The organism is Halomonas sp. DP8Y7-3 (assembly GCF_019801675.1).
Classification (GTDB): Bacteria; Pseudomonadota; Gammaproteobacteria; order Pseudomonadales; family Halomonadaceae; genus Halomonas; species Halomonas litopenaei_A.
Window position 1 is genome coordinate 97,370 of sequence record NZ_JAHVIO010000003.1, and the last position, 26,508, is coordinate 123,877.

Genomic DNA, 26,508 nt, shown 5'->3' on the forward strand with positions numbered 1-26,508 from the left:
GGAGAGGGTAATGAATTCGTTGACGTCTACTGTCACGCCCCGAAACGCTCGCATCCAGCCTCTGCCGAGCTTTGCCGAGCGCCTTGCGCGTGAGTTGAAGGGGGAGGTGCTGTTCGACGCCGCCAGTCGCGGTCGTTATTCCACCGACGCCTCGATCTACCAGATCACCCCGGTAGGCGTGGTCATCCCGCGTCATCAGGATGATCTCGCGCTGACCCTCGACATTGCGCGGGATGAGGGGATTCCGGTGCTGGCCCGTGGCGGGGGGACCAGTCAGTGTGGCCAGACCGTGGGCGAGGCCCTGGTGGTCGACGTCAGCCGTCACCTCAACGGTGTGGTGTCCTTCGACAAGGAGGCCCGCACCGTCGTGGTGGAGCCGGGAATGGTGCTTGATCATCTCAACGCCTGGCTCAAGCCCCATGGCCTGTGGTTTCCGGTCGATGTATCGACCAGCGCCCAGTGCACGCTGGGCGGCATGGCGGGCAACAACTCCTGCGGCTCGCGCTCGATTCATTACGGCAACATGGTGCACAACGTCCAGGCGATGGATGTGCTGCTGGCCGATGGCGAAGAAGCACACTTCGGGCGAGTTGACGAGCTTGTCGCCGGCTCTCGGGCGGCGATGCTGGCAGAGCGCGTCGAGATGATTGCGCGGCGTGAGCGTGAGCGTATTCGCGAGCATTTCCCCAAGGTGCTCAGGCGGGTGGCGGGCTACAACCTGGACCTGTTCGACTGCCAGAACCCGCTGCCGTACGAGGCTGATGGACACGCCAATCTGGCGCACCTGCTGGTGGGCTCCGAGGGCACCCTGGGGGTGACGCGACGGCTGACCCTGAAGCTGTCACCATTGCCCCAGCACAAGGTGCTGGGCGTGGTGAACTTCCCCACCTTCTATCAGGCCATGGACCTGACCCAGCACATCGTGACCCTGTCACCGACGGCGGTGGAGCTGGTGGACCACACCATGATCTCGCTGTCGCTGGAAAACCCGGCATTTCGCCCTGTCATTGAAAAAGCCCTGATCGGCAAGCCAGAAGCCGTGTTGCTGGTGGAGTTCGCCGGTGAGGACCGGGAGCAACTGCTGAAGGACCTGGCCCGGCTAAATGAGCTGATGGCCGACCTGGGACTGCCGGACTGTGTGGTCGACATGCCGGAGCCCAGCGCCCAGAAGGCACTGTGGGACGTGCGCAAGGCCGGGCTGAACATCATGATGAGCATGAAGGGCGACGGCAAGCCGGTGTCCTTTATCGAAGATTGTGCGGTGCCACTTGAGCACCTGGCGGAGTACACCGACAAGCTCACCGAGGTATTCCATCGCCATGGCACCGAGGGCACCTGGTATGCCCATGCCAGTGTCGGTGCGCTGCATGTCCGTCCCATTCTCGACATGCGTCGTGACGGGGCCGAGAAGATGCGGGCCATCGCCGAGGAGGCATCGGCCCTGGTCAAGGCCTACAAGGGCGCCTACTCCGGGGAACACGGCGACGGCATCTGTCGCGGCGAATGGGTGGCCTGGCAGTTTGGCGAGACACTCAACGACGCCTTTCGTGAGGTCAAGGGACTGTTCGATCCGTCGAACCTGCTTAACCCCGGCAAGATCGTCGATACCCCGAAGATGGACGACTCTCGTCTGTTCCGGTTTCCCCCGGACTACCAGCGCATCGAGGTGACGCCGGTACTCGACTGGTCTCCGTGGAACGTTGAACGGGACCCCATGAACGGCGAGCAGACGGCACCCGGCACTGGAAGCGACCGCACGGGAGGGCTCGCCAGTGCGGTAGAGATGTGCAACAACAACGGCCATTGCCGCAAGTTTGACGCTGGCACCATGTGTCCCAGCTATCGCATCACTCGAGATGAAAAACACCTGACCCGCGGGCGTGCCAATACCCTGCGCCTGGTGCTGTCCGGCCAGCTCGGTCGCGACGGCCTGGCCAGCGATGAGGTCAAGGAAGCGCTCGACCTGTGTGTCTCGTGCAAGGGCTGCAAGCGCGACTGTCCTACCGGTGTCGACATGGCCAGGATCAAGATAGAGGCACGTGCCGCCAGGGTGGCGCAGCACGGGATCGGCCTGCGCGAGCGGTTGATCGGTGACCTGCCCAGACGAGCCCCCATGCTGAAGCGCCTGGCTCCACTGGTGGGGGCCATCGAGAAGGTGTCGTGGGTTGCCAACCCGCTCAAGCGTGCTCTTGGCCTGGCGCAGGAGCGTGCCCTGCCCAGAGTGACGTCGGACTACCTGGGCGACATGGTCGGACACACGGCGAACATGGCGGCGGGTGAGGGTGCCCCGAGCGGCGAAGTGGTGCTGTTTGTGGATACCTTCAACAACTACATGGAAGCCGATAATGCGATGGCGGCTCATCGGGTGCTGCAAGCGGCGGGCTATCAGGTGACGCTGGCCAGGGGGCCTGATCGCCGACCGCTGTGCTGTGGTCGGACCTATCTCGCCAGTGGCCAGGTGGAGCGCGCCAAGCAGGAAGCCAGGCGAACCCTGGAGGCGCTGGCGCCTTACGTCGAACGAGGCGTCGCCATTGTCGGGCTCGAACCATCGTGTCTGCTCACGCTGCGAGACGAGTTCCTGGGATTTGGCTTTGGTGAGGCGGCCAAGCGCCTGGCAGCCTCCAGCTATCTATTCGAGGAGTTTCTGGTGCGGGAGCAGGATGCCGGGCGCCTGAATCTGGCACTGGGGCCGTTGGCCACGCCGCGTGCGCTGCTGCATGGACACTGTCATCAGAAGGCCTTTGGCGCGCTGACGCCGGTGCAGACGGTGCTGTCATGGATTCCCGGCCTTGAGGTCAACACCATCCAGTCATCGTGCTGTGGCATGGCCGGTAGCTTTGGCCACGAACGCGAGCATTTCGACGCCTCCATGCAGATGGCGGAGCTATCGCTGCTGCCCGCCGTGCGAGAGGACGAGGAGGCGTTGATCGTGGCTGACGGTACCAGCTGTCGCCACCAGATTCGCGATGGCGCCGCACGGGAGGCTCGCCACGTGGCCGTCGTCCTGGCCGAGGCACTGAGATGAAGCAGCGCGTGGCGGTGATGACAGTGCTCACAGCGCAGCCGGGCTGGCATACTCGAGCACACGAGCAGCCAATGCGGGGATAACGCCATGATCGATCTACGTAGTGATACCGTGACGCAGCCCACCGATGCCATGCGCGATGCCATGGCGATTGCGCCGGTGGGTGATGATGTGTGGGGGGATGACCCCAGCGTCACTGCCTTCGAGTCGGAGGTGGCCGATCGCGCCGGCTTTGCGGCTGCGGCGTTCTTCCCCTCTGGCACCCAGAGCAACCTCACCGCGATGTTGGTGCACTGCGGGCGAGGAGACGAAGTCATCGCCGGGCAGGCGTCGCACATTTACCGCGATGAGGGGGGCGGTGCCGCCGTCCTGGGAGGCATTCAGCCGCAGCCGCTGGCCCAGCAGCCTGATGGGCGTATCGCCCTGGATGACATTGCTGCGGCGATCAAGGGCGATGATATCCATCACGCGCGCACGCGCTTGATTGCCCTGGAAAATACCTTTCAAGGCCGAGTCTTGCCCCAGGACTATGTGGCGGCCGTCACCGGGCTTGCGGCGGACAGAGGTCTCGCATGTCACCTCGATGGTGCTCGGCTGTTCAATGCCAGCGTTGCCACCGGGAAGTCGTTGGCGGAGCTGTGTTCAGGTTTTGACTCGGTATCGCTGTGCTTCTCGAAGGGCCTTGGCGCTCCGGTAGGGTCACTGCTGCTGGGAGGTGAGCGCTTCATTGACTCGGCTCGGCGTTGGCGCAAGACGCTTGGCGGCGGCATGCGCCAGTCGGGCCTGCTCGCCGCCGCCTGTCGCCATGCCCTGCATCACCATGTGGAGCGACTGGCCGACGACCATCGCCACGCGCGCCAACTGGCGGAGTGGCTGGCGGCGATCCCCGGTATTGGCGTTTTCGGACAAGCGACCAACATGGTGTTCATGGATGTGCCGGCCCCCCATTGCGCGGCGCTGGAAGGGTATCTGGCCGAGCGAGACATCCTTGTCGCCGTCAGGCCCCGCACGCGTCTGGTCACGCACCTCGGGATCTCTGAGTCGGACGTGCGCCGTGTGGCGACAGAAATCTCCGGCTACTTTGCCTCCCTCGCTCAGGAGTCGACAACGGAGTAGGCAGAGTTTGGAAACAGCGTCCACTATATAGTCAGGGTGGACGCTCATCGCCACCCATCCACAAGGACAACGACGTCAGGAGCGGGCCATGGCCATCTATCGTCTGGGTAACCATTCCCCTCATATCCATCGCAGCGTGTTCGTCGCCGAAAGTGCCGAGGTCATCGGCCAGGTCAAGCTGCACGAAGACGCCAGCGTGTGGTATCAGGCCGTATTGAGGGGCGATACCGAATCACTCGAGATTCAACAGGGCAGCAATATTCAGGATGGAGCCGTGCTGCATGCGGATCCCGGCTATCCGCTGGTCGTGGGACCAGGCGTGACGGTGGGGCATCAGGCCATGTTGCATGGCTGCACCGTGGGAGAGGGGACGCTGATCGGCATCCAGGCGGTGGTGCTCAACGGCGCGGTGATCGGCAAGAATTGCCTGATCGGTGCGGGTGCCCTGGTCAAGGAAGGCGCCGAAATCCCTGACAACAGTCTGGTTGTAGGTGCACCGGCGAGAGTCATCCGTGAGCTCAATGACAAGGCGATTGCTGCACTGAAGGACAATGCCCAGGGCTATGTCGAGAAAGCCAGACTGCATCGCACGCGGCTGGCCAGGATCGGCTAGCGCTTGCAGCAAGCGCCTGGACGGCGCCTCCTCAGGCCAGGTTGGCCGAGGAGGCGCCCCTTGGAGACAAACTGTCTGGCCGTGTGCCTCCAGGGCAAGCGCCTGCGGCTTTCAGCACAGGCGAACGCGTGCTGGCCAGCTTCCCGCTGTTTCGCTCAGGAGCGTCGCCTGGCGGGCCGATGGGAGCGCCGGGCCCTTTGTGGTACGGGGATCTTGGTGCGGACCAGCGCGGCATCAGTAGGGCGTGCTGCCTGGGTGATAATGATGGCAGCAATCACGGTGATCAGGGCGAACAGAAAGTAGGACATGATAAGTCTCCTTGTCAGCGTGGTGGACTCGTGGACGGTTTCGCCCCATCGGCGAGGGTGTCCTGAGTCGTCCCTTGATGCGAGGCTGCGGCGCGGTCTCGCCTTTCTTTATTGATCGTCATTCCCGGATGGGTCGTCATTCCCGGCGACCTTGGTGAAAGCCTTCCTCTATTATCTGTGCGGTGCTATAGAACTGGCACGGCGCTAATTACCTGCCTTGATGTCACTCTAGGTGGCTCTGAGCCTGATCGCCATATCAGCACAGTAGTATTCAAATTGTGCTGAGAGAGGCGCCTGGCTTGGCGCTATGGAGGCATCGCCTCGGGCGATAGGTAGGCAGTGGCGAGCCGCCTTGCAGGCCTTCGAGGGTTCGCGGTAGCCCTTGAATGCCTGTGTAACGTCTGTTTTGACCCTTGAGATGAGTCGCCTGGCAGGGCAACCAAAAAGGGCGCCACCGGTGGTGACGCCCTCGTTGCGCGACGTGTCGAGCGTGACGGGATTACCCGGCAAGTCCCATCAATGGATCACTGATCCCGACCACTTGCATGGCCACGAGTCCGATCAGGCCTGCCGCGAGCACATAGTAGATCGTCGGCAGGATGGTCTTGCGAATCGTGATGCCTTCACGGCCCAGCAAGCCCACCGTTGCAGAGGCTGCGACCACGTTGTGGATGGCGATCATGTTACCGGCAGCGGCACCCACAGCCTGCAGCGCTACCATAAGCGCAGTGGAGACACCGAGCTGTTGGGCCACGTTGAACTGGAAGTCGGCCAGCATCAGATTGGAGACGGTGTTGGAGCCGGCAATAAAGGCGCCAAGGGCACCGACGGCCGGTGCGAACAGCGGATAGATGCCGCCCACACCATCAGCCACTGCGGTGGCCATGGCGACGGGCATGGATGCCAGGTCCGCGCCGTTGACGCCTGAGTTGATGAGAATACGCACCATCGGAATGGTGAATACCAGCACGAAACCTGCTCCCAGCAAGGTGCGGGTGGATTCCCCGAAGGCCGCCTTGAGCTGGCTGCCGTTCATGCGATGCAGCAGGGCGGTCAACAGGACCACCATCAACAGGATGCCCCCCGGCAGGTACAGCGGCTGCAGGCTGCCGGAGATGCCAGCTTCGCCCAGAATATCGCTGAAGCCCACGCTGATGGAGGTCAGGGCCTGCTTGAACGGATCTACCGTACGCGACAGTACCAGCAGCACCGCCAGCAGTACGTAAGGTAGCCAGCCCATGAAGGTGCTCATCGGCGCGCGGCCCACGACATCATCGGCCTTGATGCTGAGCTTGCCGATCCAGTGCTTGGGCCAGCTGTCCGCGTCGGGAAAGTCCCAGTTCTCCTTGGGCATCAGGAAGCCGCGGCGGGCGGCAGGCACGACGATGGCCAGACCCACCATGGCGCCGATCATCGAAGGAAACTCCGGTCCCAGGAAGACACCCGCCAGGGCGTAGGGCACGACGAAGGCAACGCCGGCGAAGATGGCAAAAGGCGCAATGGCCAGGCCTTCCTTCCACGAACGGTTGGCGCCGAAGAAGCGCACCATCACGCTGACCATGAACAGCGGCATCAGGATGCCCACCACGGCATGGACCAGCGCCACTTCACCGGCGATCAAACGGAAGTACTCCAGCCAGGTGGCACCGCCAGCCTCCAGCGAGGCAGTGATGCCTGCCTTGTCCAGGCCTCCGGCCACGCCCACCACGATCGGGGTGCCGACAGCACCGAAGGACACCGGTGTGGACTGGATCATCATGCCGACGACGACCGCGGCAAGTGCCGGGAAGCCCAGAGCGACCATCAGTGGGGCGGCGACCGCTGCTGGAGTGCCAAAACCCGAGGCACCTTCGATAAAGCAGCCAAACAGCCAGGCCACGATGATGGCCTGGACCCTGCGGTCAGGGCTGATGCCGGAAAAACCGTTGCGGATGGCGGCAATGCCACCCGAGTGCTTCAGCGTATTGAGCAACAAGATGGCGCCAAAGATGATCCACAGGATCGCTACGGTCAGGATCAACCCCTGCAGGGTGGAAGCCATGACCCGGGTAAAGGTCATGTCCCAGGCCAGCAGAGCGATCAATGCGGTGACCACAAAGACGATAGGCATGGCGATCTTGGCAGCCATGCGCAGTCCAATCAGCAGAATGCCTGCCAGGACGAGCGGTATGAAGGCGATCAACGCTAGGGAGGTATCGGTCATGGTGTTGGGGTCTCTTGTCGTGTCCTTGTTTGTAATTGCCGTTGTATGACGTGCCGGTCGCATCTCGACCTAAGGTTCGGACAAGGCGGCACGATAAGCTGACTCACGACGTTGATCTAGCTCTGGGATATTGGTCAGACCAAAATGAGAATGCTGAGTTGTTTTTGGATTTACCGAGTTAAGCATTTATTTACAGTAGTTTAGAGTCTTCAGCTCAGCCTGTTCCCGCTGTCGAACGGGCAAGATTGTTAGACTAATGGACAGCAAAATGTCGATATTCCTGCATCGCAAGCGTTGGCGACGGTGGTGGGGGATGGCACTATCAGCGGACACTTTGTTGAAATGGGGTATTTGGCATGGCACTGGTGATGTATGACTTGTGTGGCATCGATGAGGCGCTGCGCTTCTCTCCGTTTTGCTGGCGGGCCAAGCTTGCGGTAGCGCATAAGGGCCTTGAGCTGGAGACGCGCCCCTGGTGTTTCACCGAGAAGGAGGCGCTTGAGTTTTCCCATCACGACAAGGTGCCTGTGATGGTGGACGGCGATAACGTCATCACCGACAGCTTCGAGATCATGCAGTACCTTGATCGTGCCTACCCTGAGGCACCTTCCTTGTTGGGCGACTCGATGGGCCAGGCGCGAGCACGCTTTTTCAAGCACTACAGCGAACGGTCCCTGCAGCTGCCGATTCTGCGCACCATCGTGATGGATCTGATGAATGCGATTCACCCCAAGGATCGCGACTATTTTCGCAGTACCCGGGAAAAGCGCCTGGGCATGACGCTTGAGCAGTTCCACTCGCCGGCGAAGGGCTTGAGCCAGCTGGATTCCGCCCTGGAACCACTGCGGGGCCAGCTCTCTGGCAGCGATTTCGTGGATGGCGATGCCCCGGCTGGCGCCGACTACCTGCTCTTTGCGAATTTCATGTGGGCCCGCACTGTCTCGACCGCGGACCTGGTCTCCAATGCGGATCCGGTTTACGCCTGGCTGGAACGCATGCTGGACGTCAACGATGGCATGGGACGCAAGGCCGTGCGTATCACTGATATCGAGGGCGCATATCGGCCCTGAGCTCTGATGTGAAGAGCTCTGATGTGAAGAGCTCTGATGTAAAACGCGGCGGACGTAGACCTTGATACGTCTGCTGTTCGCCGCCTATCCCTTGGACCTCACGGTTTCGTTTGTACCGGTTCAGGCTCTTTTTCCCTGCCGTTTTTCCCTTCCACTGTGCAAGCCTGTCTTACTCTTCTGTTTTCTTGTGTCTTTTGTTCTGTCTCGGGTGTTTCTCTACCCCTGTAGCTTCACCGCTTTTCATCGCGATAGTAACGGAGCACGCGATGTCGTCTTTTCTTACAAAGTGTACGAATACGAGCCGCCAGCCCTCGGATAACGGATTGTCACCGGTGCGTCACTTTCCTCTTGCTATGGTCAGATGAGGCTGGCACTCGATGTGATGGTGAGTGCCGCTGCCATAGCTGACCGCCTCGGCCCCGAAGGGGGGCGGCTCCCGCGTATATGTCTTATATGATGTTGCGGCGCAGCATGGGGCGTTCTAGTCTTCATGTGGCGAGACTAAATTGTGCTCGTTTGAAGACGCGATATATCACAGGCAGCACTTGTCTGGCTGGGCGGACGCAAGCGTGAGTCATGAGTCGCCCTGACCGATGTTCTGGCGTGCTGGCTGACTTCCTAGGGAGACACCGAAATGAGCAACAACAAGGCCATGCCGTCCATCGACAAGATGATTCCCTCCATGGACACGCTATTCACCCCCTGGCGCGAAAGCAGCCTGCTGACACTGGAGTATTCACAGAAAATGCTCGATGTGCGCTTCAAGGCCATCGACTCGGCGGTCAAGGCCGGCATCGCTCAGGCGCGTACCTGGTGTGAGGTCAATGATGCAGAGAGTCTTCGCAACGCCAGTCAGGCACAGCAGGAAACGCTGTCAGCCATTGGTGAGACCTTGAGAGTGGAAGGCGAAGAGCTGTTTACGCTGAGCAAGGAATATCAGGAAAAGTGCCAGACGGTCGCCCGCCAGGCTCTGGATGTACCCAAGGACGAGTCTTGAATAGCCGTGACAAGGCATCGGATACCGCCAGCTGCGCAGCGCTGATCGCCCCATCGGATCCGATCAAGCCCGGAGTGCTGATCAACATGAGCGGCGTGAAGATGGCCTTGTCGGCGACGACGTAGTCGCCTCCCGAGACAGCGTGCTGCCGCTGGACAGCGCCACAGGACGACAGACGGCCAGTCGTGAGGACGACGGGCCGTTTTTCTGTCTGGCTCCCCTGGCTTCAGACAGAGCGAATCTGCCCAGCTATGTTACGGGCTATGTTGCGGGCTATGTTGCGGGCTATTTTTACGGGCCGAGCCATGTGCTGTACGCAGGCCTGAATCGCAGGTCTGAATCCATAGAGGGCCGTATCGCCAGGCGGTGCCGGTACGGCCGCTTTTACGCCTATTGAGCTCGTGCCTCCAGCCGAAAGCGCGCGATTCGGTTGATTTGAATGACGGCCTCGTGGCGCTCCTGCTCGGCGCTGTTGTCCAGTCGCTGCTCAAAGGCTGCCAGGATGGTATGACGATTGCCGCCCTTGACCGCCATGATGAAGGGAAAGCCAAAGCGTGCCTTGTAGGCATCATTGAGTCGGGTGAATCGGGCGAGTTCTTCCGGGGTGCACTGGTCCAGGCCTGCTCCCGCTTGTTCCCGGGTGGAATCGTCTGTCAGCTCGCCTGCGGCGGCAGCCTTGCCCGCCAGGTCGGGGTGGGCGCGAATGACTTGCAGCTGTTCCTCGGGTGATGCCTCGAGCAGCACCTCGCCCATGAGCTGGGCTAGCTGCACCGGGTCATCGTGCTCGGTGGCGAGCCCCCGAGCAAAGGCGCGTTCCGCCACCCAAGGTGAGTGCTCGAAGACGTCTCCGTAAGTATCGACAAAACGCTGTTGGTCCATCTGGCTGGGACGTTCGCTGAGGGTGGGCATTCGCTGGCTCCTGTGATCTGAGGATAGCGGGGAGGTTCGTCGGCTCGGCTACCGGTGGTGGGCGGCTGAAGACGAGGCGGCGATCTCGCTATGACTTCGCTTTTTCAAACTGTATACAAAAAATTGTTTGAAATGTACTCTACATTCGATCAATGATGTTTACCATGATATCGGTCTCTTCGTCTTGCCGGTTGACGTTCTGGCGTGCCCTTGCTTGATGGGTGCGGCCAACGTGACTGACCACCCGGTGACGGTTCACCTAAAGACTGACCACCATAAGTGAGGATCATGATGGGACGCCTGACGACGCACGTACTGGACACAGCGCTTGGCCGCCCTGGCCAAGGAATTCGTATCGAGCTCTTCCGCCTTGAAGGAGACCGTCGCGTACATTTGGGTGATGTGATCACCAACGACGACGGACGTTGTGATCATCCTATTCTAGAGGGCAGTGACCTCATCGAAGGGGAATACGAGCTGGTATTCCACGCAGGCGACTATCTGCGCGCTCAAGGCATCGAGGCTCGCGAGCCACGTTTCCTCGATCGGATTCCGTTGCGTTTCGGGGTGGCCGATGCCGCTGAGCACTACCATGTACCGTTGCTGCTCTCGCCCTATAGCTACTCCACCTATCGGGGCAGCTGAGAACGTACTGCATACATGCTCGCCGGGGCGAATGGCTGCGTTGCGCGCCGCTCGAACACCTCTCGTGAATAGAGGTTCTGGGGTCCGAACTGCGGGCACCGAGCGCCTTGTCCCGCTCGGTTGATGTATGCAGCGCTTCGTCCAGGGGCCGCGACGTGTCTGTACTCGGGTAGCCCTCTGCTTTCCAATAATAAACAGCCGGGATTAGGACTATGTCATCTTATCTGTTGGACGTGAGCAACTTCATGCTGCGCTGGCTTCACGTCATTGCCGCCGTTGCCTGGATCGGTGAGTCCATCTATTTCGTCATGCTCGACAACTCGTTGAAGACACCCAAGGCGGAGGAAGATCGCAGCAAGGGCGTGTTTGGCGAGATGTGGGCCGTCCACGGTGGCGGTTTCTACCACAACCAGAAGTATGCGACGGCCCCGGCGAAATTGCCGGATGATCTCCACTGGTCGTTCTGGAAGGCGTACACGACGTGGCTGTCAGGCTTTGCCCTGTTTGTCATCCTGTATATGGCGAATCCCGGCTTTTATCTGGTCAACCCCAACAGCCCATGGCAGTGGGCGGCCAACATGACGGGGTGGCAGGCCAATATCGTGGCACTGCTGTTCCTGCTGGGTGGCTGGGTGGTCTACAACGAGATGTGCAAGCGTGTCAGCCCCAATATGGAGCGGGATGGTCTCTTGAGTGTGGGGGTGGCCATCATGATGGTGGTCGTGGCCTACCTTAGCGTGCATATCTTTGCGGGGCGCGCGGCATTTCTGCTGACCGGTGCCGTCATGGCGACGGCCATGTCTGCCAACGTCTTCTTCTGGATCATCCCTGGCCAGCGCCGCATGGTCAAAGCGATGAAGGCCGGTGAGGCACCGAACCCGCTGGACGGAAAGCGCGGCAAGCAGCGCTCGGTCCACAACACTTACTTTACGTTGCCGGTGGTGCTGTTGATGATCAGCAACCACTATTCCTTTGCCTACAGCAACGACTGGGCCTGGGTGATCATGGCTCTGCTGATCTTTGGCGGGGCATTGATTCGTCAGTATTTTGTGTTGATGCATAGTGGTCAGCACAAGCCTGGCTATCCGATCCTTGGCGTGGCGCTGATCCTGCTGGCCTTTGCAGTGGGAAGTCCGTGGCTGGCAAGTGGTTCGGTGGCCTCCTCTTCCTCTGCTGACAGCTCAGTGGTGGCGTCAAGCGACGGAGGGGCGACGCCTCTGGCGCGAGTCCATGCGGTCATGGAGGAGCGCTGCGTCAGTTGTCACGCGGCCCAACCTTCTCATCCCGGGTTCTCCGCTCCTCCCTTGGGTATCGCACTGGACACTGAGACTCAGACCCAACAACACAAGGCACAGATTCAACAAGTGGTCGCCAGTGGCTACATGCCACTCGGGAATCTGACGCAAATGACCGACGACGAACGTACCTTGATCGCCAACTGGGGAGAGTGACACCGTGCGGTGGCAAGCGTGGAGAGCAAGCGGGTGGTGATGGTTCTTGTTGATGGCGTATGTCGTATACAATAACGACATACTGACTCTGAGGGCTATGCTGATGAATCAGCGCGTAAAAGCGTCGCCATCTGCCACGTCGTCGCCGCGCCAGGGCAAGAACGGTGATGGCGCCGAGCGACATGAAGCGATTCATCGGTCCATCAGTGATGCCATCATCGAGCACCGGCTGAAGCCGGGAGCCCGCCTGCGCGAAGATGCCCTGTCGGACGTGTTCGGTGTCAGCCGAACCGGCATCCGCAAGATCCTCCAACGTCTTGCGCTGGAGGAGCTGGTGACCCTGACGCCACGTCGCGGCGCCAGCGTGACGCGTCCTACCGCTGACGAGGCCAAGGACGTGTTCGAGGCGCGCCAGATGGTGGAGTGCGGGCTGATGCCCGACATTGCCAGAAGGATCACCAGCGCTGATATCGACACGCTGCGTGAGATGGCGCGACGTGAACGCGATGCACTGCGCACTGGGCAGCAAAGCGTGGCCATCAGGCTGTCGGCGGATTTTCATACCTATCTGGCCAGGCTGTCCGGCAATCGGACACTGGCCGACTTCGTTGAGCGTCTGTGTTCTCGCAGCTCCCTGATTCTGGCGGTGTACGGTAACACCGGCCACCTGGGCTGTGAGTCCCATGACCACCAGGACCTCATCAATTTCCTGGCCGAGGGCAAGGCTGAGCGCGCCGCAGCATTTATGGGACGGCACCTGAAGGCCATCGAAGCGTCCCTGTCCATCGTCGAGGAAGAGAACGAAGCGCCCAATCTGTTCGAGATCTTCTCCCGCTGACACCGCCAAGCGACGCCCCAACATAGCGCCACAACGCCCCAAAAAAGCCCCGAATCATCAGCAGATGGTTCGGGGCTTTTCGTTGGTAGTGCGGGATCGAACTCTGCAGAGTGCCAACGCAACGTCTAGCGCTGGGCCTGCAACCTATTGTGTCCTGCAGCCTATCGTGGCCCGCTGGGAAAGGCCGGCAGGGCTAGCCGAACAGGGTACGCAGCGTCACGAAGGCGATGGCGCTGATCAGGCCGGCCGCCGGTAGCGTGATGACCCAGGCCAGGCCGATGGGTTTCATCAGCTGCCAGTTGGTCTGATGATTGACCAGGCCGATGCCCAGCACCGCGCCGATCAGGATGTGTGTACTGGACACCGGCAGGCCCATGATGGAAGCCAGCATCACGACGCCTGCCGCTGCCAGCTCTGCCGCAAACCCGGATGCCGGATGCATGGCGGTCAGATTGTGTCCGACGGTCTGGATCACCTCCTTGCCGATAAACCAGAGACCGACGATAAGGGCGACCCCGAAGGTGATCATGGCGATCGGAGGGATGGTCGCTTCGGCGCCAATGGCGCCAGTACGCAGTACGTCAAGGATGGCGGCGAAGGGGCCGATGGCATTGGCGATATCGTTGGAGCCATGGCTGAAGGCAAACCCCGCCGCGGTAAAGACCTGCATCCAGCTGAACATCAGGAAGGTCGAGCGGGACAGCGAGGTGCCTTTGAGCGTCTTGGCAAAGATAAACGTGGCCATCCATACCACGGCACCGATCATGCCCATGATCAGGTAGTTGTTAAGCGTCGTCAGTCCCAGGTCGAGATGCTTGAAGCCCTTGAACAGCAGCATGGCCGAGATGATCATGGCTCCGCCGGCGGCGACCAGAGGCACCCAGTTCTGCAGGGCACGATGGGCATCGATATCCTCGCGCTGGCGCTCGATCCGCTTGAGTTCCTTGAAGTAGTCTGACTCGAATTCGGCACGCTCATCATCCTGGTAGTCCTGGTCATGGTAGACCTGAACGTCCCGGGTCATGGCATGGGTATAGGAAATCTTCTGGATCTCTGACAGGCGCTCGAAGGCCTCCTTATGGCGACGATCATTCTCGTACTTCTCGCGCTTGATCGCCTTCAGACGCTGCTCCGCCTCATCGTTGTAGTTGAGGATGTGTTTCTTGATCATGCTGAACAGCGCATATGACATCAGTCCCCCCAGCACCGGTGACAGCACCCAAGAGATAGCGATCTGCCAGATCTTGCCCCACTGCACCAGGCCAAGGCTGTCGACCCCTGGGGTCATGGTTCCGAGCACGATGGACGAGCCCACAATGGCACCGATGATCGAATGGGTGGTGGAGACCGGATAGCCTTTCTTGCTGGCAAACAGTAGCCACAGGGCGGCGGCTACCAGTGCCGACATCATGATGAAGACGAAGTCCATCGGCGCGACCGTCATGCCCGACAGATCGACGATGCCCTTGCGGATCGTATCGGTGACCTCTCCGCCTGCGATGACCGCACCGCTGACCTCGAACACCGCCGCCACCAGCAAGGCCTGCTTGATCGACAAGGTTCCTGCGCCGACGCTGGTGCCGAAGGAATTGGCCACATCATTGCCGCCGATATTGAAGGCCATGAATACCCCGAACAGGGTGGCCAGGGTGAATACCAGCGGAAAGTGGCCCTGGGTGTAGCCAAAGCCCCAGAACAGAAAGTAGCCGACGGTAGCGAAGAGAAGTACCGCAAAGGCCAGGCTCAGCCCTGATGGGCGAAGCCCCGTAGGAACCGATAGCGAGGGGGAAGGGGTGGTCATTGTGCATCCTCTGAGGTGGGCATGCCTTGCACGTGGGACGGCAGGGCGCAGAGATGACAATGGGCAGAGGCGATGACAGTGAGATGTCATCTTGGCGGCGTTGTGTGCTTTGTCGTGCAGGTTGGGGAAGGGCTTGGTCGCGCGGGTAGAGATAGTAGGCAGGAGCTTACGTCTTTTGGGAGGATGAAGTACGTGCACAGCACGCCCTCCCCGGGCCAGGCCGGGAAGGGCATGGTGTCATCGTCTTGGTCGCCTAGTGAGCCGGTTGCGGGACCCGGTACTGGTGCATCAAGGCAAAATACAGCACGCCCCCGAGGGCCGCGCCCATCATCCAGCCAAAACCTGCAAGTCCTTGCAGGGCAGGAACGATCACCGTCGCCAGAGAAAACACCGCGGCTAAGGCGAAGGCGGCCACGGCCCGCAGGTTCCAACCGTTGGTGTAGGTATAGGCATCGCCCTGCTTGGCGGAAAACAGTGCCTGCACATCGAGCTTGCCGCCTTTGATCAGATAGAAGTCGACAACGATGATGCCGTAGAAGGGCGCGACGATGGCGCCTAGCGCGTTGACGAAGCCCGGCACGCCAATTTGGCTGATGACCGAGACCCACAGTGCGCCGACAAAAAAGGCGACGCAGGCAGTGATCAGGCCGCCGACCTTGAAGCTGATATGCCGCGGGAATAGGTTCGCCAGGTCATAGGCAGGGGGGATGAAATTGGCCACCAGGTTGATGCCGACGGTAGCGGCGAAAAACGTGACGGCGGCCAGCAGTGTCAGGGGCAAGGCATCGACACGATCGACGATATCGGTGGGGTTGGTCAGCGCCTCGCCGAACAGTACCAGGGTGCCGGCGGTGATGATCAGCGCGATGAAGGAAAAGAAGGCCACGTTCAAGGGCAGGCCCAGCAGGTTGCCCAGCTTCATCTGGCGCTCGCTTTGTACGAAGCGGGTGAAATCCCCGAAGTTGATCACGACGGCGGCAAAGTAGGCGACCATGGTCCCGACCACGGCAGCAAAGGCAGATAGGCCTCCGCTATCCTCGCCGCTGGCCGAGAAGATGCTCCCGACGGCAGGCAGCAGCTCGCTGCCGGCTTGCCACCAGACAATCAGCATCAGCACGACCATGACCACGTAGACCAGCGGGCCTGCCCAGTTCAGGAAGTGCTTGATGCGCTCGATGCCGGACCAGAAGATGGCGATCTGGAACAGCCACACCAGCACAAACGACAGCCAGGCGACGGGTGACAGGCCAAGCACGCCTTCCCCTCCATCCGTGCCGATAAGGGCGGTAATCATCAGCGTGACGGCGGTGGAGGCAAAGTAGGTCTGCACGCCATACCAGAAAATACCGACGATGGCGCGCAGCAGAGCCGGCAGGTTGGAGCCTCTAACCCCGAGGCTGGCGCGGACCATGACCGGGAAGGGGATGCCGTAGCGAACGCTTGGGGCACCGGTCAGGTTGACCAGAAACATCACGATCAAGCCGGCCAGCATGATCGCTGCCATCACCGCCCAGCCGCTGAGGTTGTAAGACAGAAACAGCGAGGCTGCCAGGGTGTAGCCAAACAGGCTTTGAATATCGTTGGACCAGACATTGAAGATTTCGAAGGCTCCCCAGCTGCGCCGTGAGTGGGGGAGCGGGGCCAGGTCGTGGTTGTAGAGGCTCGGGTCGACCCTCGTGGTATCGAGGGTCAGGTCGGAATCGGCCATGGGGATCACTCTTGTTGTTGGATAGCGTCAGGCAGATGTCATGATGCGTTGCTGTCAGCCGGAAAAGGCAAGGCGAGGTCAGTCACCTCGCCGTTGCAGTACGCTTACTGGTTGAAGCGCTGGCAACCTTGCCAGTAGCGCATCAACAGCAGATAGGTGAGGCCCGCGGGAATCAGACTGGCGTACCAGGAAATGGTGGAGAAGCTGAAGGCCGCCACGACGCCTACGGCGGTGGCAATGAAGGCCGCCAGATTGACGCCACGGTAGGGGCCATTCGGATCGTAGAGCTTGTCCAGGTCCAGGGTGCGCCGGCGAATCAGGTAGTAGTCCACCACCAGTACGGCAAAGATGGGGCCGAGAAAGGCGGAATAGGTCTGTACGAACACCTGCAGGCCAGCAGCTGACTCATCCTTGACCAACTCCCAGGGGAAGGTGGCGAACGCCAATAGACCAACGACGACCGAGGCCTTGCGGTAACTCAGCTTGAAGGTGTCCATCAGCACGTAGGTTGGCGGTACCACATTGTTGAGGACATTGGTGGTCACCTGAGCGAAGGCGATGAACAGCAGGGTGGTCATCAGCAGAGGGGTGTTGTCGACGGCGTTGGCAAACACGCGTATCGGATCGGCTACGCCGGTCGCCTCGGACACCATGAAGCCAATCAGACCCATGAACAGCGTGCAGGGCAGTATCGACATGGCGTAGAGGGTGGTCAGCAGGCCGGGACCCGAGCCTTCGACGTGCTCTCGTGAGTAGTCACTGACGTTGAGCATCATGGTCGAGTAGATGCCCAGAAACAGCATGGTAGCCCCCCAGAAGGGCAGGCCCCATGAGCCCTCCATGGTGACCAGGTTGGCTGACAGCGTGTCACCGTAACGGGCCACGGTGCTGTAGAACATGTACACCAGCGACGCCAGGATGAAGGCGCTGCCCACGTTCTCAAGCCACTTGATGCCCTGAAAGCCCAGCACCGAGAGGCCGATCTGCAGAAACTGGAAAGCAATGAAGAACACGATCAGGTTGTCATAGCCGAACAGGGTGGCAGACACCAGATTCAGTGCGCCGGCCCCAATCCAGCTCTGGAAGCCGTACCAGACAATCGCCGGAACGGCTCGCACCAAGCCGGGTAAGCGGGTGCCCTGAAAGCCGAAGGCGCTGCGCGCCTGGACCATGAAAGGAATGCCGTACTTGTATCCAGCGGCACCGTTCAGGGCAAGGGCGATACCGATGATAAAGCAGCCGATGGCAATCGCTACCGTGGCCTGGATCAGGTTGAGCGTGCCGACGACACTGGAACCCATGGTAAAGGTACCAATGGAGACACAGCCTCCGAACCAGGCCAGCAGGTAGGAGGTGCGCCCCATGATGCGGGTTTTCTGAGGCGCAAGAGACTCATCGCCGAGGCTTTTGGTGGCGGCCGGGGCGATGCCTTGGGGGGCGTCCGGCCGAGAGGTGGAAGTGGTCATCGAGGACCTCGCTTATTGTGGATTATTATTGACCGCAGGCAGGGCCCGGAGCGGTAAGGGCCTGGCGGGAAGCAGGTGGCTGGTGCCTATGCTATTCCTGAGCAAATGTGAGGTGTGACAGGTGCTGATAGTGGCCGACGAAGGGCTTGGGCCGGGGGAACGCCAGGTCACCGGTCTTGCTGGTAGCAAGTCTCAGCCCGACCAATGCCTCGGCCAGCTTGACCGCTGACGTCACCCCTTCAACCACCGGCAGGCCGACCTCTCGGCTGATGGTGTCGGTCAGATCTGCCATGCCGCCGCAGCCGAGAACGATGGCGCCGATGCCATCCTCCTGCTTGGCGCGGCGCCCTTCTTCGATAATCTTGGCAAGGGCGCGATCGCCGTCCTGTTCAAGATCCAGCACCGGGATATCGGCCGCACGGACACGCCGACACTGGTGGCGGAAGCCGTACTGGTCCAGCAGGTGTTCGGCGATGATCACCGTGCGTGGCAGGGTGGTGACCACCGAGAAGCGAGTGCTGATCAGGCTTGCCATATGAAAGGCCGCTTCTGCGATGCCGATGACTGGCGCCCGAGTCGCTTCGCGAGCGGCCAGCAGCCCAGGATCACCGAAGCACGCCACCACGTAGGCATCGACCTGGGTCTCACGATCCATTCTCAGGACCTCTTCGACAACCCCGACAGCGCTGATGGCCTCGTCAAAGTGACCTTCAATGGAGACAGGCCCACTGGCGGGCTGCGAGGCAGTCACGCGAGTCGCGGGGCCGGCGATGTCCGTAGCGGCGAGACGGATGGTCTCTGTCATCGCATCAGTCGTATTGGGGTTGATCAGGTGTACGTGCATGCTCGCTACCTTCGTGAACGAATCGATATCTCTTTGTACACAAAATAGTGCTACATCGAATACGTATCAAGTCGAAAGATGCCAGGCAATGCCTGGTTTTAAATTACGTTAAAAAACAATGGTTAAGAGATTTTTTATGGCGCGACCACCGATCTCGCTCCGTCGTTACGGCATATTGATGACGATCTTTGTTAGCATGTGAGGACGAGACTGTTGGGAAAGTGTATACAATTGGTGGCGCAGCCTGGTCGAGGGCCGCTGGGCGCAGCGTTCTCACGGCGCGGCAATCTCAGGTCGCGTCGGCTGGCCCGTCGGTTCAAGCACTTAGGAGAATGCCTGAGAGCGGTGCTGGAGGGTGGCTTGAAGTATGGGTCTGAAGACCGGGATGGAAGACCCGACTGGAGCCGCGTTGTTGACGATGAGCGAGTCCGGTCTTCGACGATATCTTCGACGATAGAGTGGTTGCTCGTGGCTTGAGTACAGTCTATCTTTCTTTTGTATACATAATGAGGCGTGGCCGGGGGTGCCGGGCAGCAGTGCGCCATATCGGTGACATGACGCCCCTGTGTGTTAAGCGCTAGGTCTAAGCGCTAGATCTAACCGTTAGGTCTGCGCGCCAGGTCGAAACACTGTGTCGAAGCGCCTTGCCCCTGGCCCTATGTCCGCTGGACCGATCCGCCCGAGCAAGCGCTGGATGCGCCGACTGGCTTTCAGGAGAAGACATCATGACAACAACCGCCTATCCCAGGGATCTTGTCGGCTATGGCCGCACGCCGCCCCATGCCAACTGGCCAGGCAGGGCGAAGATTGCCGTTCAGTTTGTGCTCAATTACGAAGAGGGTGGGGAGAACTGCGTATTGCACGGTGATGCGGGATCCGAGCAGTTCCTGTCTGAGATCATTGGTGCCGACAGCTACCCAGACCGTCACTTGAGCATGGAGTCGATCTACGAATATGGCTCCCGGGCAGGTGTGTGGCGGGTTCTGAGAGAGTTCGAGCGCCGCGGCATGCCGCTGACGGTGTTCGGGGTCGCCATGGCGCTTGAGCGTCATCCTGAGCTGGCGTTGGCCTTCAAGGAACTGGGCCATGAGATTGCCTGTCACGGCTACCGCTGGATTCATTATCAGCAGGTGTCCGAGAAGGTGGAGCGGGAGCATATGCGCAAGGCCATCGAGATCTTCGAGCGGCTTTACGGCGAACGCCCGCTAGGCTGGTACACCGGGCGTGATAGCCCCAACACTCGTCGCTTGGTGCTGGACGAAGGTGGCTTTCTGTACGACAGCGACTATTACGGTGATGATCTGCCTTTCTGGACCTGTGAAGCGGACAGCCAGGGCCAGCAGCACCCCCATCTCGTGGTGCCCTATACTCTGGACAGCAATGATATGCGCTTTGCGGCGCCGCAAGGCTTCAACACCGCTGACCACTTTTTCACCTACCTGCGTGACGCCTTTGATGTCCTCTATGCCGAGGGTGATGAGTCACCCAAGATGCTGTCGGTCGGTCTGCACTGCCGCTTGATCGGTCGCCCAGGGCGGTTCCGCGCGTTGCAGCGCTTCCTTGACCATATCGAGGCGCATGACCGGGTGTGGGTAACGCGCCGAGTGGACATCGCACGCCACTGGGCTGAGCATTTTCCGGCGCCTTCCCCCGCGCCGATTGGCTGAAGACGTCGGATAGCGTCATGCTGCACGGGCGTTGAAGCCCGCCACGAGACCCAGGAATTCCCATGCTAGAACTGATTGCGCGGCCGCTGACGGCCGAGGCCTTTGCCCCCTTTGGCGATGTCATCGACGCACGCACGTCATCGTCTTTTCCGATCAATGCTGGGCGCACCCAGCGTCATCATGATCTGGTCGCGATCGAGACGCTGGGTGATAACGCCCGGCCCATGATCAGCCTGTTTGTCAGCCAGCCGATCGAGCTGCCGCTGACGCTGAGCTTTCTCGAGCGTCATCCGCTGGGCAGCCAGGCCTTCATGCCGCTGCACGAAGAGCGTTTCATCATTGTCGTTGCTCCCCCAGGGGATGCCATTGAACCTGACCAGGTGCGCGCCTTCGTGACCGACGGTCGCCAGGGTGTGAACTATCGTGCAGGTACCTGGCATGCCATCCAGTCGGTGCTGGACCGGGAAGGGGAGTTTCTGGTCGTGGATCGCGGCGGGGACGGCGACAACTGCGACGAGTTCTCCCTCGACCTGCGCGTGACACTGGACTGACAAGGAAACCAAGATGAGTGACTCTCGTCCCACACGACACTACTACGCGCCTCATGGCGGCCATCCCGGGCAGAAGGTCATGACCACTGACCGAGCGATGTTTACCGAGGCCTTTGCGGTCATCCCCAAGGGGGTGTATCGCGATATCGTGACCAGCAAGCTGCCGCACTGGAACAATACTCGCCTGTGGGTGCTCTCACGCCCCTTGTCTGGCTTTGCTGAGACGTTTTCTCAGTACATCATGGAGGTCGGGCCAGGCGGCGGCAGTGAGCGCCCCGAGTCCAATCCCCAGGCCGAAGGCGTGCTGTTCGTGGTGGAAGGCCAGCTTGAATTGACCCTCGCTGGCCAGCGGCACGTGATGACGCCTGGAGGCTATGCGTTTATCCCCCCCGGCAGTGATTGGCAGCTGCACAACTCCAGCACGGAAGCGGTGCGGTTTCACTGGATTCGCAAGGCCTATGAGGCGGTTGACGGTATCGATCTGCCGGAGCCGATCGTGACCAACGAGAACGACATCGCGCCGACGGTCATGCCTGACTGCAACGAGGTCTGGGCGACCACGCGCTTCGTTGATCCCGAGGACATGCGCCACGATATGCACGTGACGGTGGTGACCTTCCAGCCCGGAGGCGTGATCCCCTTCGATGAGACCCACGTCATGGAACACGGTCTCTACGTGCTGGAGGGTAAGGCGGTCTACCATCTCAATCAGCAGTGGGTCGAAGTGGAAGCCGGTGACTACATGTGGCTGAGGGCGTTCTGCCCACAGGCCTGTTATGCCGGTGGGCCTGGCCCCTTCCGCTACCTGCTGTACAAAGACGTCAATCGCCACATGAAGCTGCCTGTGCTGTCCTGAGGCCTGGTCCACGGATCTTCGTTGTCGGGTCCTGGTGTTGCCGCGAAGGCTAGCTTGTCGGACCTTCGCGGTGATGCTCCTCCCGCAGTAATGCCTCCATGGCGGCGGCTTCCATCGGTCGGTACAGCAGAAACCCCTGCACCAGCGGGACACCTAATGTCGCCAGAAAGGCCTGCTTGCGCTGATCGTCCACGCCTTCGCAGATGACCTGGAGGCGGAGGGTCTGGCACAGCTGGTAAATGGACGCCACGATGCTGGCCTGGCGCGGATGATGGATGTGCTCGATCAGGGTCTTGTCCAGTTTGACGAAATCGACCGTCAGTTGACTCAGATAGTTGAACGATGAGTAACCGCTGCCGAAGTCGTCCAGGGCGAACTGCACGTCCATGGATTGAAACAGGTGGATATCGGACAGTGTCTGGGGCAGGTCCGTCAGTAGCGACTGCTCCGTGATTTCGATACCCAGAGCATTGACGGGGACCTCGTTGAGCGCCGTATAGAAGCAGCGCCGGACGTTGTCGCTGGTAAAGAACAGCGGCGTCACATTGATGAACAGCCGCTTGTTGACCCCTTGTTCGTGCCATCGCAGCGCATGCTGGCAGGCTTCGCGAATCACCCAGCACTCTATGCCCTCCATCACGCCGGGATGATGGCGTAGCACGTCGAGAAACAGCGGGGCGTGGAGTCTTCCCTGGGCATCACGGTAACGCAATAGCGCCTCGACATGACGGATGCGGGACGTTGAGGCGTCAACGACAGGTTGAAAGACCAGCTCCAGTTCTCCCTCGCTCAGCCACTTCAAGGTGCGGTCGGCCTGCTTGACGCGGCTCCAACGGCTGACATTTTCTTCCATCAGCACGATATCCAGCGCATCGTCGCCGAAGGCAGAGTCACTGGCCTTGCGCGAGGGAAAGACGGGATAGTCATCCTGACTTGAGTGCTCTCGATACACGTAGCGTCGCCATGCCACCGTATAGATGGCGACGCCACAGCCGATGCAGGTCAGTTGCAAGAGAATGGACGGCAGGTACAAGCCATCGAAGGCCAGGTAGCTGGAGATCAGGTAAGGCACCGCCCAGTGGACGCTATTGGGGTGTGGTTCCACCCAGCCTGTTGCCATGGCGGTGTAAGCGATGACGGCATTGACAGTGGGCACGGCGATGAACGCCCACGCCATGCGCAGGTTGAACACCAGGGGGATGCCGAACACCAGCGTCTCGCTGATGTTGAACAGGGTCAGCGGCGCCGATATTCGCGCCAGCGCCTTGTACTCCCGGCGTGAACTGACCACCAGCATGACCAGCATGAGGCAGAACACCGAGCCTGCCCCGCCCGGGGTGGCGTACAAGGTGAAGAACTCTGGAGACGGCAGGCCGAGCAGCGCGCTCTTGTGATGCAGGTACTCATAGACGCCGAGCATGGTGGCATAGCCATGGATCGCAAACAGCGATAGCACCTGCAGGAACATCACGAACAGGATGACCTCGACCCCATAGGGAATGCGGTCGACGAGTGCAGCATGAATGCCAGGGGCGAAGCGGTCGGAGAGGGTGACGAAGGCAAGGCGTAGAAGGATCGCCAGTAGTACGCACAGCACACCTGGCAACACATAGCGCAGGTTGAAGGTGATCAGTTGACTCATGACGACCTTGCCTGCGCTCGAGTCACTGCCGTCCCGGCCAAATAGCTTGAACATGACGTGCGTCAACAGCAGGGTCGGATAGATGGCGATGGTCGCGCCCAGACTGCGGCTTTGTGGACCGGCCTCGGTACCCAGTTGGTCCCAACCGCAAAGGATCCAGAACACCGGCAGGGAGACCAGCATGACGGCTGGGGCGCGTACCCGATGATGACTGTTGAGCGACCAGCTCAGGGACAGCAGGATGACCTCGGGAAACAGCTCTCCCAGATAGCGCGCCAGATGGCTGATGTAATAGGCCATCCCGGAATCGATACCGGCAAAATGGAAGAGGTTGGCCGCGACGGTCAGCGCGGCCATGACAATCACATAAGGCAGTATCGACAGGTAGGCATTGCGAATCGCCAGCAGCGTCCGGTGGGCTGCCAGGCTGGAAAAACGCTCATCAAGGTCGCGGAGGTCGGGCATCGTCCGGGCAACTGCCTCCGTGGGTCATGCCGCGATGCATTGGCCCAGACCGCCAGCGACGGTGAGCAGCGCGTCTGGTCTGGACCGCAGCGGCGTGATGGCTCGGGCAGGCCAGCGTCTGTCCCAGAGGGTCCCTGATGTTCCGTCAGCGGCCGGAGTAGCCTGCATAGTTTCTGTCAGTATAGCGACGTCAGCTCTACACATATGTGCCGTTGCGAGCAGGCTCCGGTTGCAATTGCACACTGCTCTATGCGTTCCCTCTTCTCCCTCTTCTCCCTCTTCTCCTTCTTCTCCCTCCCTCCGCGAGGGTCATGTAGGCCGTGATGACGTGATGTTTCTGTCCCGGCTCGCCACTCCCTCTACGGTTTTGTGCGTTCCTGAAAGGTTTTTGGAAAATAATTCCAAATACATTTGCAGCGATGGTGTCTGCCTGCTAAACATAATGGAAAGAAATTCCACAAAAATAGAATTGTCCTTTATTGCGTCGCAACAATGTATACAATTTGATGCCTGGAGGTGTTCCATGACTCGCATGACCGCTGCGGATGCTGCTGTTCACGTATTGCTCAAGGAAGGAATTGACGTCGCTTTTGGTCTTCCTGGTGCGGCCATCAACCCGTTTTACGCCGCGATGCGGAGGGTGGGCGGCATCGATCATGTGCTGGCACGGCATGTGGAAGGTGCCTCGCATATGGCAGAGGGCTACACGCGGGCCCAGCCAGGCAATATCGGCGTCTGCATCGGCACGTCGGGCCCTGCGGGCACGGACATGATCACCGGGCTGTATTCGGCGTCTGCCGACTCGATCCCCATTCTTTGCATCACGGGTCAGGCACCTGTCGCCAAGCTGCATAAAGAGGATTTTCAGGCGGTAGATATCCAGGCCATTGCCGGTCCCGTCACCAAGTGGGCTGTCACGGTTCGGGAAGCGGCCCAGGTACCGCGGGCGTTCCAGCAGGCATTCCAGTTGATGCGTTCGTCACGCCCAGGGCCGGTCCTGATCGATCTGCCGATCGATGTGCAGCTCACCGAGATCGAATTTGATCCTGACACCTATGAACCCCTGCCGGCCTACAAGCCGACGGCCAGTCGTGTCCAGTGTGAAAAGGCGCTGGAGATGCTCAATGCTGCCGAGCGCCCCCTGTTGGTGGCCGGGGGAGGTGTCATCAATGCTGATGCCGCTAGCGAGCTGCAGACCTTGGCCGAATTGCTGGGTATTCCGGTCATTCCGACCCTGATGGGGTGGGGAGTGCTGCCAGACGATCATCCCTTGATGGCGGGCATGGTGGGGCTGCAAACCTCCCACCGTTATGGCAATGCGACCCTGCTCGAGTCGGACTTTGTCATGGGGGTCGGCAATCGCTGGGCCAACCGGCATACCGGTAATCTCGAGACCTACACCGAGGGACGAACCTTCGTCCATATCGACATCGAGCCCACTCAGATTGGCCGTATCTTTGGCCCTGACTACGGCATCGTCTCCGACGCCAAGGCGGCCCTCGTGACCATGATCGAGATTGCCCGGGACTGGGCCAAGGAAGGCCGCCTGAAGGAGCGCAGCAGCTGGGTGGCGGCCTGTCAGCAGCGCAAGCAGACCATGCTGCGAAAGACCCATTTCGATGATGTGCCGGTCAAGCCCCAGCGGGTCTACGAGGAAATGAACAAGGTGTTCGGGCGTGACACGCGGTACGTCACTACCATCGGACTGTCGCAGATTGCTGGCGCCCAATTCTTGCACGTCTACAAGCCTCGTCACTGGATCAACTGCGGTCAGGCAGGTCCGTTGGGCTGGACGATTCCAGCAGCCTTGGGCGTATGCCGGGCAGATCCTGACGCCGAGGTGGTCGCGCTGTCCGGTGACTATGACTTCCAGTTCATGATCGAGGAGCTGGCAGTAGGTGCCCAGTTCCACCTGCCCTATGTGCATGTTCTGGTGAACAACGCCTATCTGGGATTGATTCGCCAGGCTCAGCGCGGCTTTGACATGGACTACTGCGTCCAGCTGTCGTTCGAGAACATCAACTGCGAAGAGATCAACGGCTACGGGGTCGACCACGTGACCGTGGTGGAAGGGCTGGGCTGCAAGGCGCTGCGGGTCACCACGCCCGACGAGATCGGGCCAGCCCTGGAGCGCGCCCGCCAACTGGCCCGAGAGCACCGCGTGCCGGTCGTTGTCGAGATCATCCTTGAGCGCGTCACGAATATCGCGATGGGCACAGATATTGCCGGCATCAATGAGTTCGAAGCCTTGGCCGAGAACCTCGAGGATGCGCCAAGCTCGATCGCTGCCTTGACGTGACACGCCTTCACTTGACCGGAAACCACGTGTCGAC

At 60.5% G+C, this 26,508-nt stretch carries 21 protein-coding genes; 13 read left to right on the forward strand and 8 right to left on the reverse strand.

Annotated features, from left to right (window positions below):
• The first annotated feature begins 10 nt into the window (after positions 1 to 10).
• From KUV86_RS02835 to KUV86_RS02845, 3 genes are all read left to right on the forward strand, one after another.
• Complete coding sequence (locus KUV86_RS02835) at positions 11 to 3,025, forward strand: FAD-binding and (Fe-S)-binding domain-containing protein (RefSeq protein ID WP_222483501.1); 3,015 nt, start codon at positions 11 to 13, stop codon at positions 3,023 to 3,025.
• A gap of 87 nt (positions 3,026 to 3,112) precedes the next feature.
• Positions 3,113 to 4,141 (forward strand): low-specificity L-threonine aldolase, encoded by a 1,029-nt coding sequence (gene ltaE / locus KUV86_RS02840; protein WP_222483502.1) that lies wholly within the window; start codon positions 3,113 to 3,115, stop codon positions 4,139 to 4,141.
• 88 nt (positions 4,142 to 4,229) lie between these two features.
• Positions 4,230 to 4,754 carry a gamma carbonic anhydrase family protein gene (locus KUV86_RS02845; protein WP_206939869.1) on the forward strand — a complete coding sequence of 175 codons (525 nt, stop codon included), beginning with the start codon at positions 4,230 to 4,232 and terminating at the stop codon, positions 4,752 to 4,754.
• A 155-nt stretch (positions 4,755 to 4,909) separates the two neighbouring features.
• Here KUV86_RS02845 and KUV86_RS02850 read toward each other — a convergent pair whose 3' ends face one another.
• Positions 4,910 to 5,062 (reverse strand): hypothetical protein, encoded by a 153-nt coding sequence (locus tag KUV86_RS02850; protein ID WP_222237179.1) that lies wholly within the window; start codon positions 5,060 to 5,062, stop codon positions 4,910 to 4,912.
• A 499-nt stretch (positions 5,063 to 5,561) separates the two neighbouring features.
• The gene (locus KUV86_RS02855; RefSeq protein WP_206939865.1) at positions 5,562 to 7,265 is read right to left on the reverse strand and encodes an L-lactate permease; all 1,704 of its coding nucleotides are present in this window, start codon (positions 7,263 to 7,265) and stop codon (positions 5,562 to 5,564) included.
• Between the two features lie 356 nt (positions 7,266 to 7,621).
• Here KUV86_RS02855 and KUV86_RS02860 point away from each other — a divergent pair, with 356 nt between their 5' ends.
• From KUV86_RS02860 to KUV86_RS19890, 3 genes are all read left to right on the forward strand, one after another.
• Positions 7,622 to 8,335, forward strand: coding sequence for a glutathione S-transferase N-terminal domain-containing protein (locus KUV86_RS02860; RefSeq protein ID WP_206939863.1), 714 nt, complete (start codon positions 7,622 to 7,624; stop codon positions 8,333 to 8,335).
• A gap of 634 nt (positions 8,336 to 8,969) precedes the next feature.
• Positions 8,970 to 9,332 (forward strand): hypothetical protein, encoded by a 363-nt coding sequence (locus tag KUV86_RS02865; protein ID WP_222483503.1) that lies wholly within the window; start codon positions 8,970 to 8,972, stop codon positions 9,330 to 9,332.
• Positions 9,329 to 9,457, forward strand: a complete 129-nt coding sequence (locus tag KUV86_RS19890; RefSeq protein ID WP_261397525.1) for a hypothetical protein — start codon at positions 9,329 to 9,331, stop codon at positions 9,455 to 9,457. Before KUV86_RS02865 ends, KUV86_RS19890 begins: the two co-directional genes overlap by 4 nt.
• 265 nt (positions 9,458 to 9,722) lie before the next feature.
• Here the strand turns inward: KUV86_RS19890 and uraD are convergent, their stop codons facing one another.
• Positions 9,723 to 10,241 carry a 2-oxo-4-hydroxy-4-carboxy-5-ureidoimidazoline decarboxylase gene (gene uraD, locus KUV86_RS02870; RefSeq protein WP_222483504.1) on the reverse strand — a complete coding sequence of 173 codons (519 nt, stop codon included), beginning with the start codon at positions 10,239 to 10,241 and terminating at the stop codon, positions 9,723 to 9,725.
• A 291-nt stretch (positions 10,242 to 10,532) separates the two neighbouring features.
• Here uraD and uraH point away from each other — a divergent pair, with 291 nt between their 5' ends.
• The 3 genes from uraH to KUV86_RS02885 all read left to right on the forward strand — a co-directional run bounded on the left by uraH (position 10,533) and on the right by KUV86_RS02885 (position 13,175).
• The gene (gene uraH / locus KUV86_RS02875; protein ID WP_222237456.1) at positions 10,533 to 10,886 is read left to right on the forward strand and encodes a hydroxyisourate hydrolase; all 354 of its coding nucleotides are present in this window, start codon (positions 10,533 to 10,535) and stop codon (positions 10,884 to 10,886) included.
• Between the two features lie 212 nt (positions 10,887 to 11,098).
• On the forward strand, positions 11,099 to 12,337 hold the full coding sequence (locus tag KUV86_RS02880; protein ID WP_222483505.1) for a urate hydroxylase PuuD: 1,239 nt from the start codon (positions 11,099 to 11,101) through the stop codon (positions 12,335 to 12,337).
• 103 nt (positions 12,338 to 12,440) lie between these two features.
• Positions 12,441 to 13,175, forward strand: coding sequence for a GntR family transcriptional regulator (locus KUV86_RS02885; RefSeq protein WP_222483506.1), 735 nt, complete (start codon positions 12,441 to 12,443; stop codon positions 13,173 to 13,175).
• 193 nt (positions 13,176 to 13,368) lie between these two features.
• Here the strand turns inward: KUV86_RS02885 and KUV86_RS02890 are convergent, their stop codons facing one another.
• The 4 genes from KUV86_RS02890 to KUV86_RS02905 all read right to left on the reverse strand — a co-directional run bounded on the left by KUV86_RS02890 (position 13,369) and on the right by KUV86_RS02905 (position 18,994).
• Positions 13,369 to 14,976, reverse strand: coding sequence for an inorganic phosphate transporter (locus KUV86_RS02890; RefSeq protein ID WP_222483507.1), 1,608 nt, complete (start codon positions 14,974 to 14,976; stop codon positions 13,369 to 13,371).
• Positions 14,977 to 15,229: 253 nt separating this feature from the next.
• A complete protein-coding gene (locus KUV86_RS02895; protein WP_222237186.1) occupies positions 15,230 to 16,684 on the reverse strand; it encodes an NCS1 family nucleobase:cation symporter-1 in 1,455 nt (484 codons plus the stop codon).
• Between the two features lie 104 nt (positions 16,685 to 16,788).
• Positions 16,789 to 18,150 carry an NCS1 family transporter gene (locus KUV86_RS02900; protein ID WP_222483508.1) on the reverse strand — a complete coding sequence of 454 codons (1,362 nt, stop codon included), beginning with the start codon at positions 18,148 to 18,150 and terminating at the stop codon, positions 16,789 to 16,791.
• Positions 18,151 to 18,241: 91 nt separating this feature from the next.
• The gene (locus KUV86_RS02905) at positions 18,242 to 18,994 is read right to left on the reverse strand and encodes an aspartate/glutamate racemase family protein (protein WP_222483509.1); all 753 of its coding nucleotides are present in this window, start codon (positions 18,992 to 18,994) and stop codon (positions 18,242 to 18,244) included.
• Positions 18,995 to 19,719: 725 nt separating this feature from the next.
• Between KUV86_RS02905 and puuE the strand changes: the two genes are divergently transcribed.
• The 3 genes from puuE to KUV86_RS02920 all read left to right on the forward strand — a co-directional run bounded on the left by puuE (position 19,720) and on the right by KUV86_RS02920 (position 22,068).
• The gene (gene puuE / locus KUV86_RS02910) at positions 19,720 to 20,661 is read left to right on the forward strand and encodes an allantoinase PuuE (protein ID WP_206939844.1); all 942 of its coding nucleotides are present in this window, start codon (positions 19,720 to 19,722) and stop codon (positions 20,659 to 20,661) included.
• A gap of 62 nt (positions 20,662 to 20,723) precedes the next feature.
• On the forward strand, positions 20,724 to 21,212 hold the full coding sequence (locus tag KUV86_RS02915; protein WP_222483510.1) for an ureidoglycolate lyase: 489 nt from the start codon (positions 20,724 to 20,726) through the stop codon (positions 21,210 to 21,212).
• Positions 21,213 to 21,225: 13 nt separating this feature from the next.
• Positions 21,226 to 22,068, forward strand: a complete 843-nt coding sequence (locus KUV86_RS02920) for a bifunctional allantoicase/(S)-ureidoglycine aminohydrolase (protein WP_206939840.1) — start codon at positions 21,226 to 21,228, stop codon at positions 22,066 to 22,068.
• Between the two features lie 49 nt (positions 22,069 to 22,117).
• Here the strand turns inward: KUV86_RS02920 and KUV86_RS02925 are convergent, their stop codons facing one another.
• Positions 22,118 to 24,175 (reverse strand): EAL domain-containing protein, encoded by a 2,058-nt coding sequence (locus KUV86_RS02925; protein WP_222483511.1) that lies wholly within the window; start codon positions 24,173 to 24,175, stop codon positions 22,118 to 22,120.
• A 523-nt stretch (positions 24,176 to 24,698) separates the two neighbouring features.
• Here KUV86_RS02925 and gcl point away from each other — a divergent pair.
• Positions 24,699 to 26,474, forward strand: coding sequence for a glyoxylate carboligase (gene gcl / locus KUV86_RS02930; protein WP_222483512.1), 1,776 nt, complete (start codon positions 24,699 to 24,701; stop codon positions 26,472 to 26,474).
• Positions 26,475 to 26,508 lie beyond the last annotated feature (34 nt).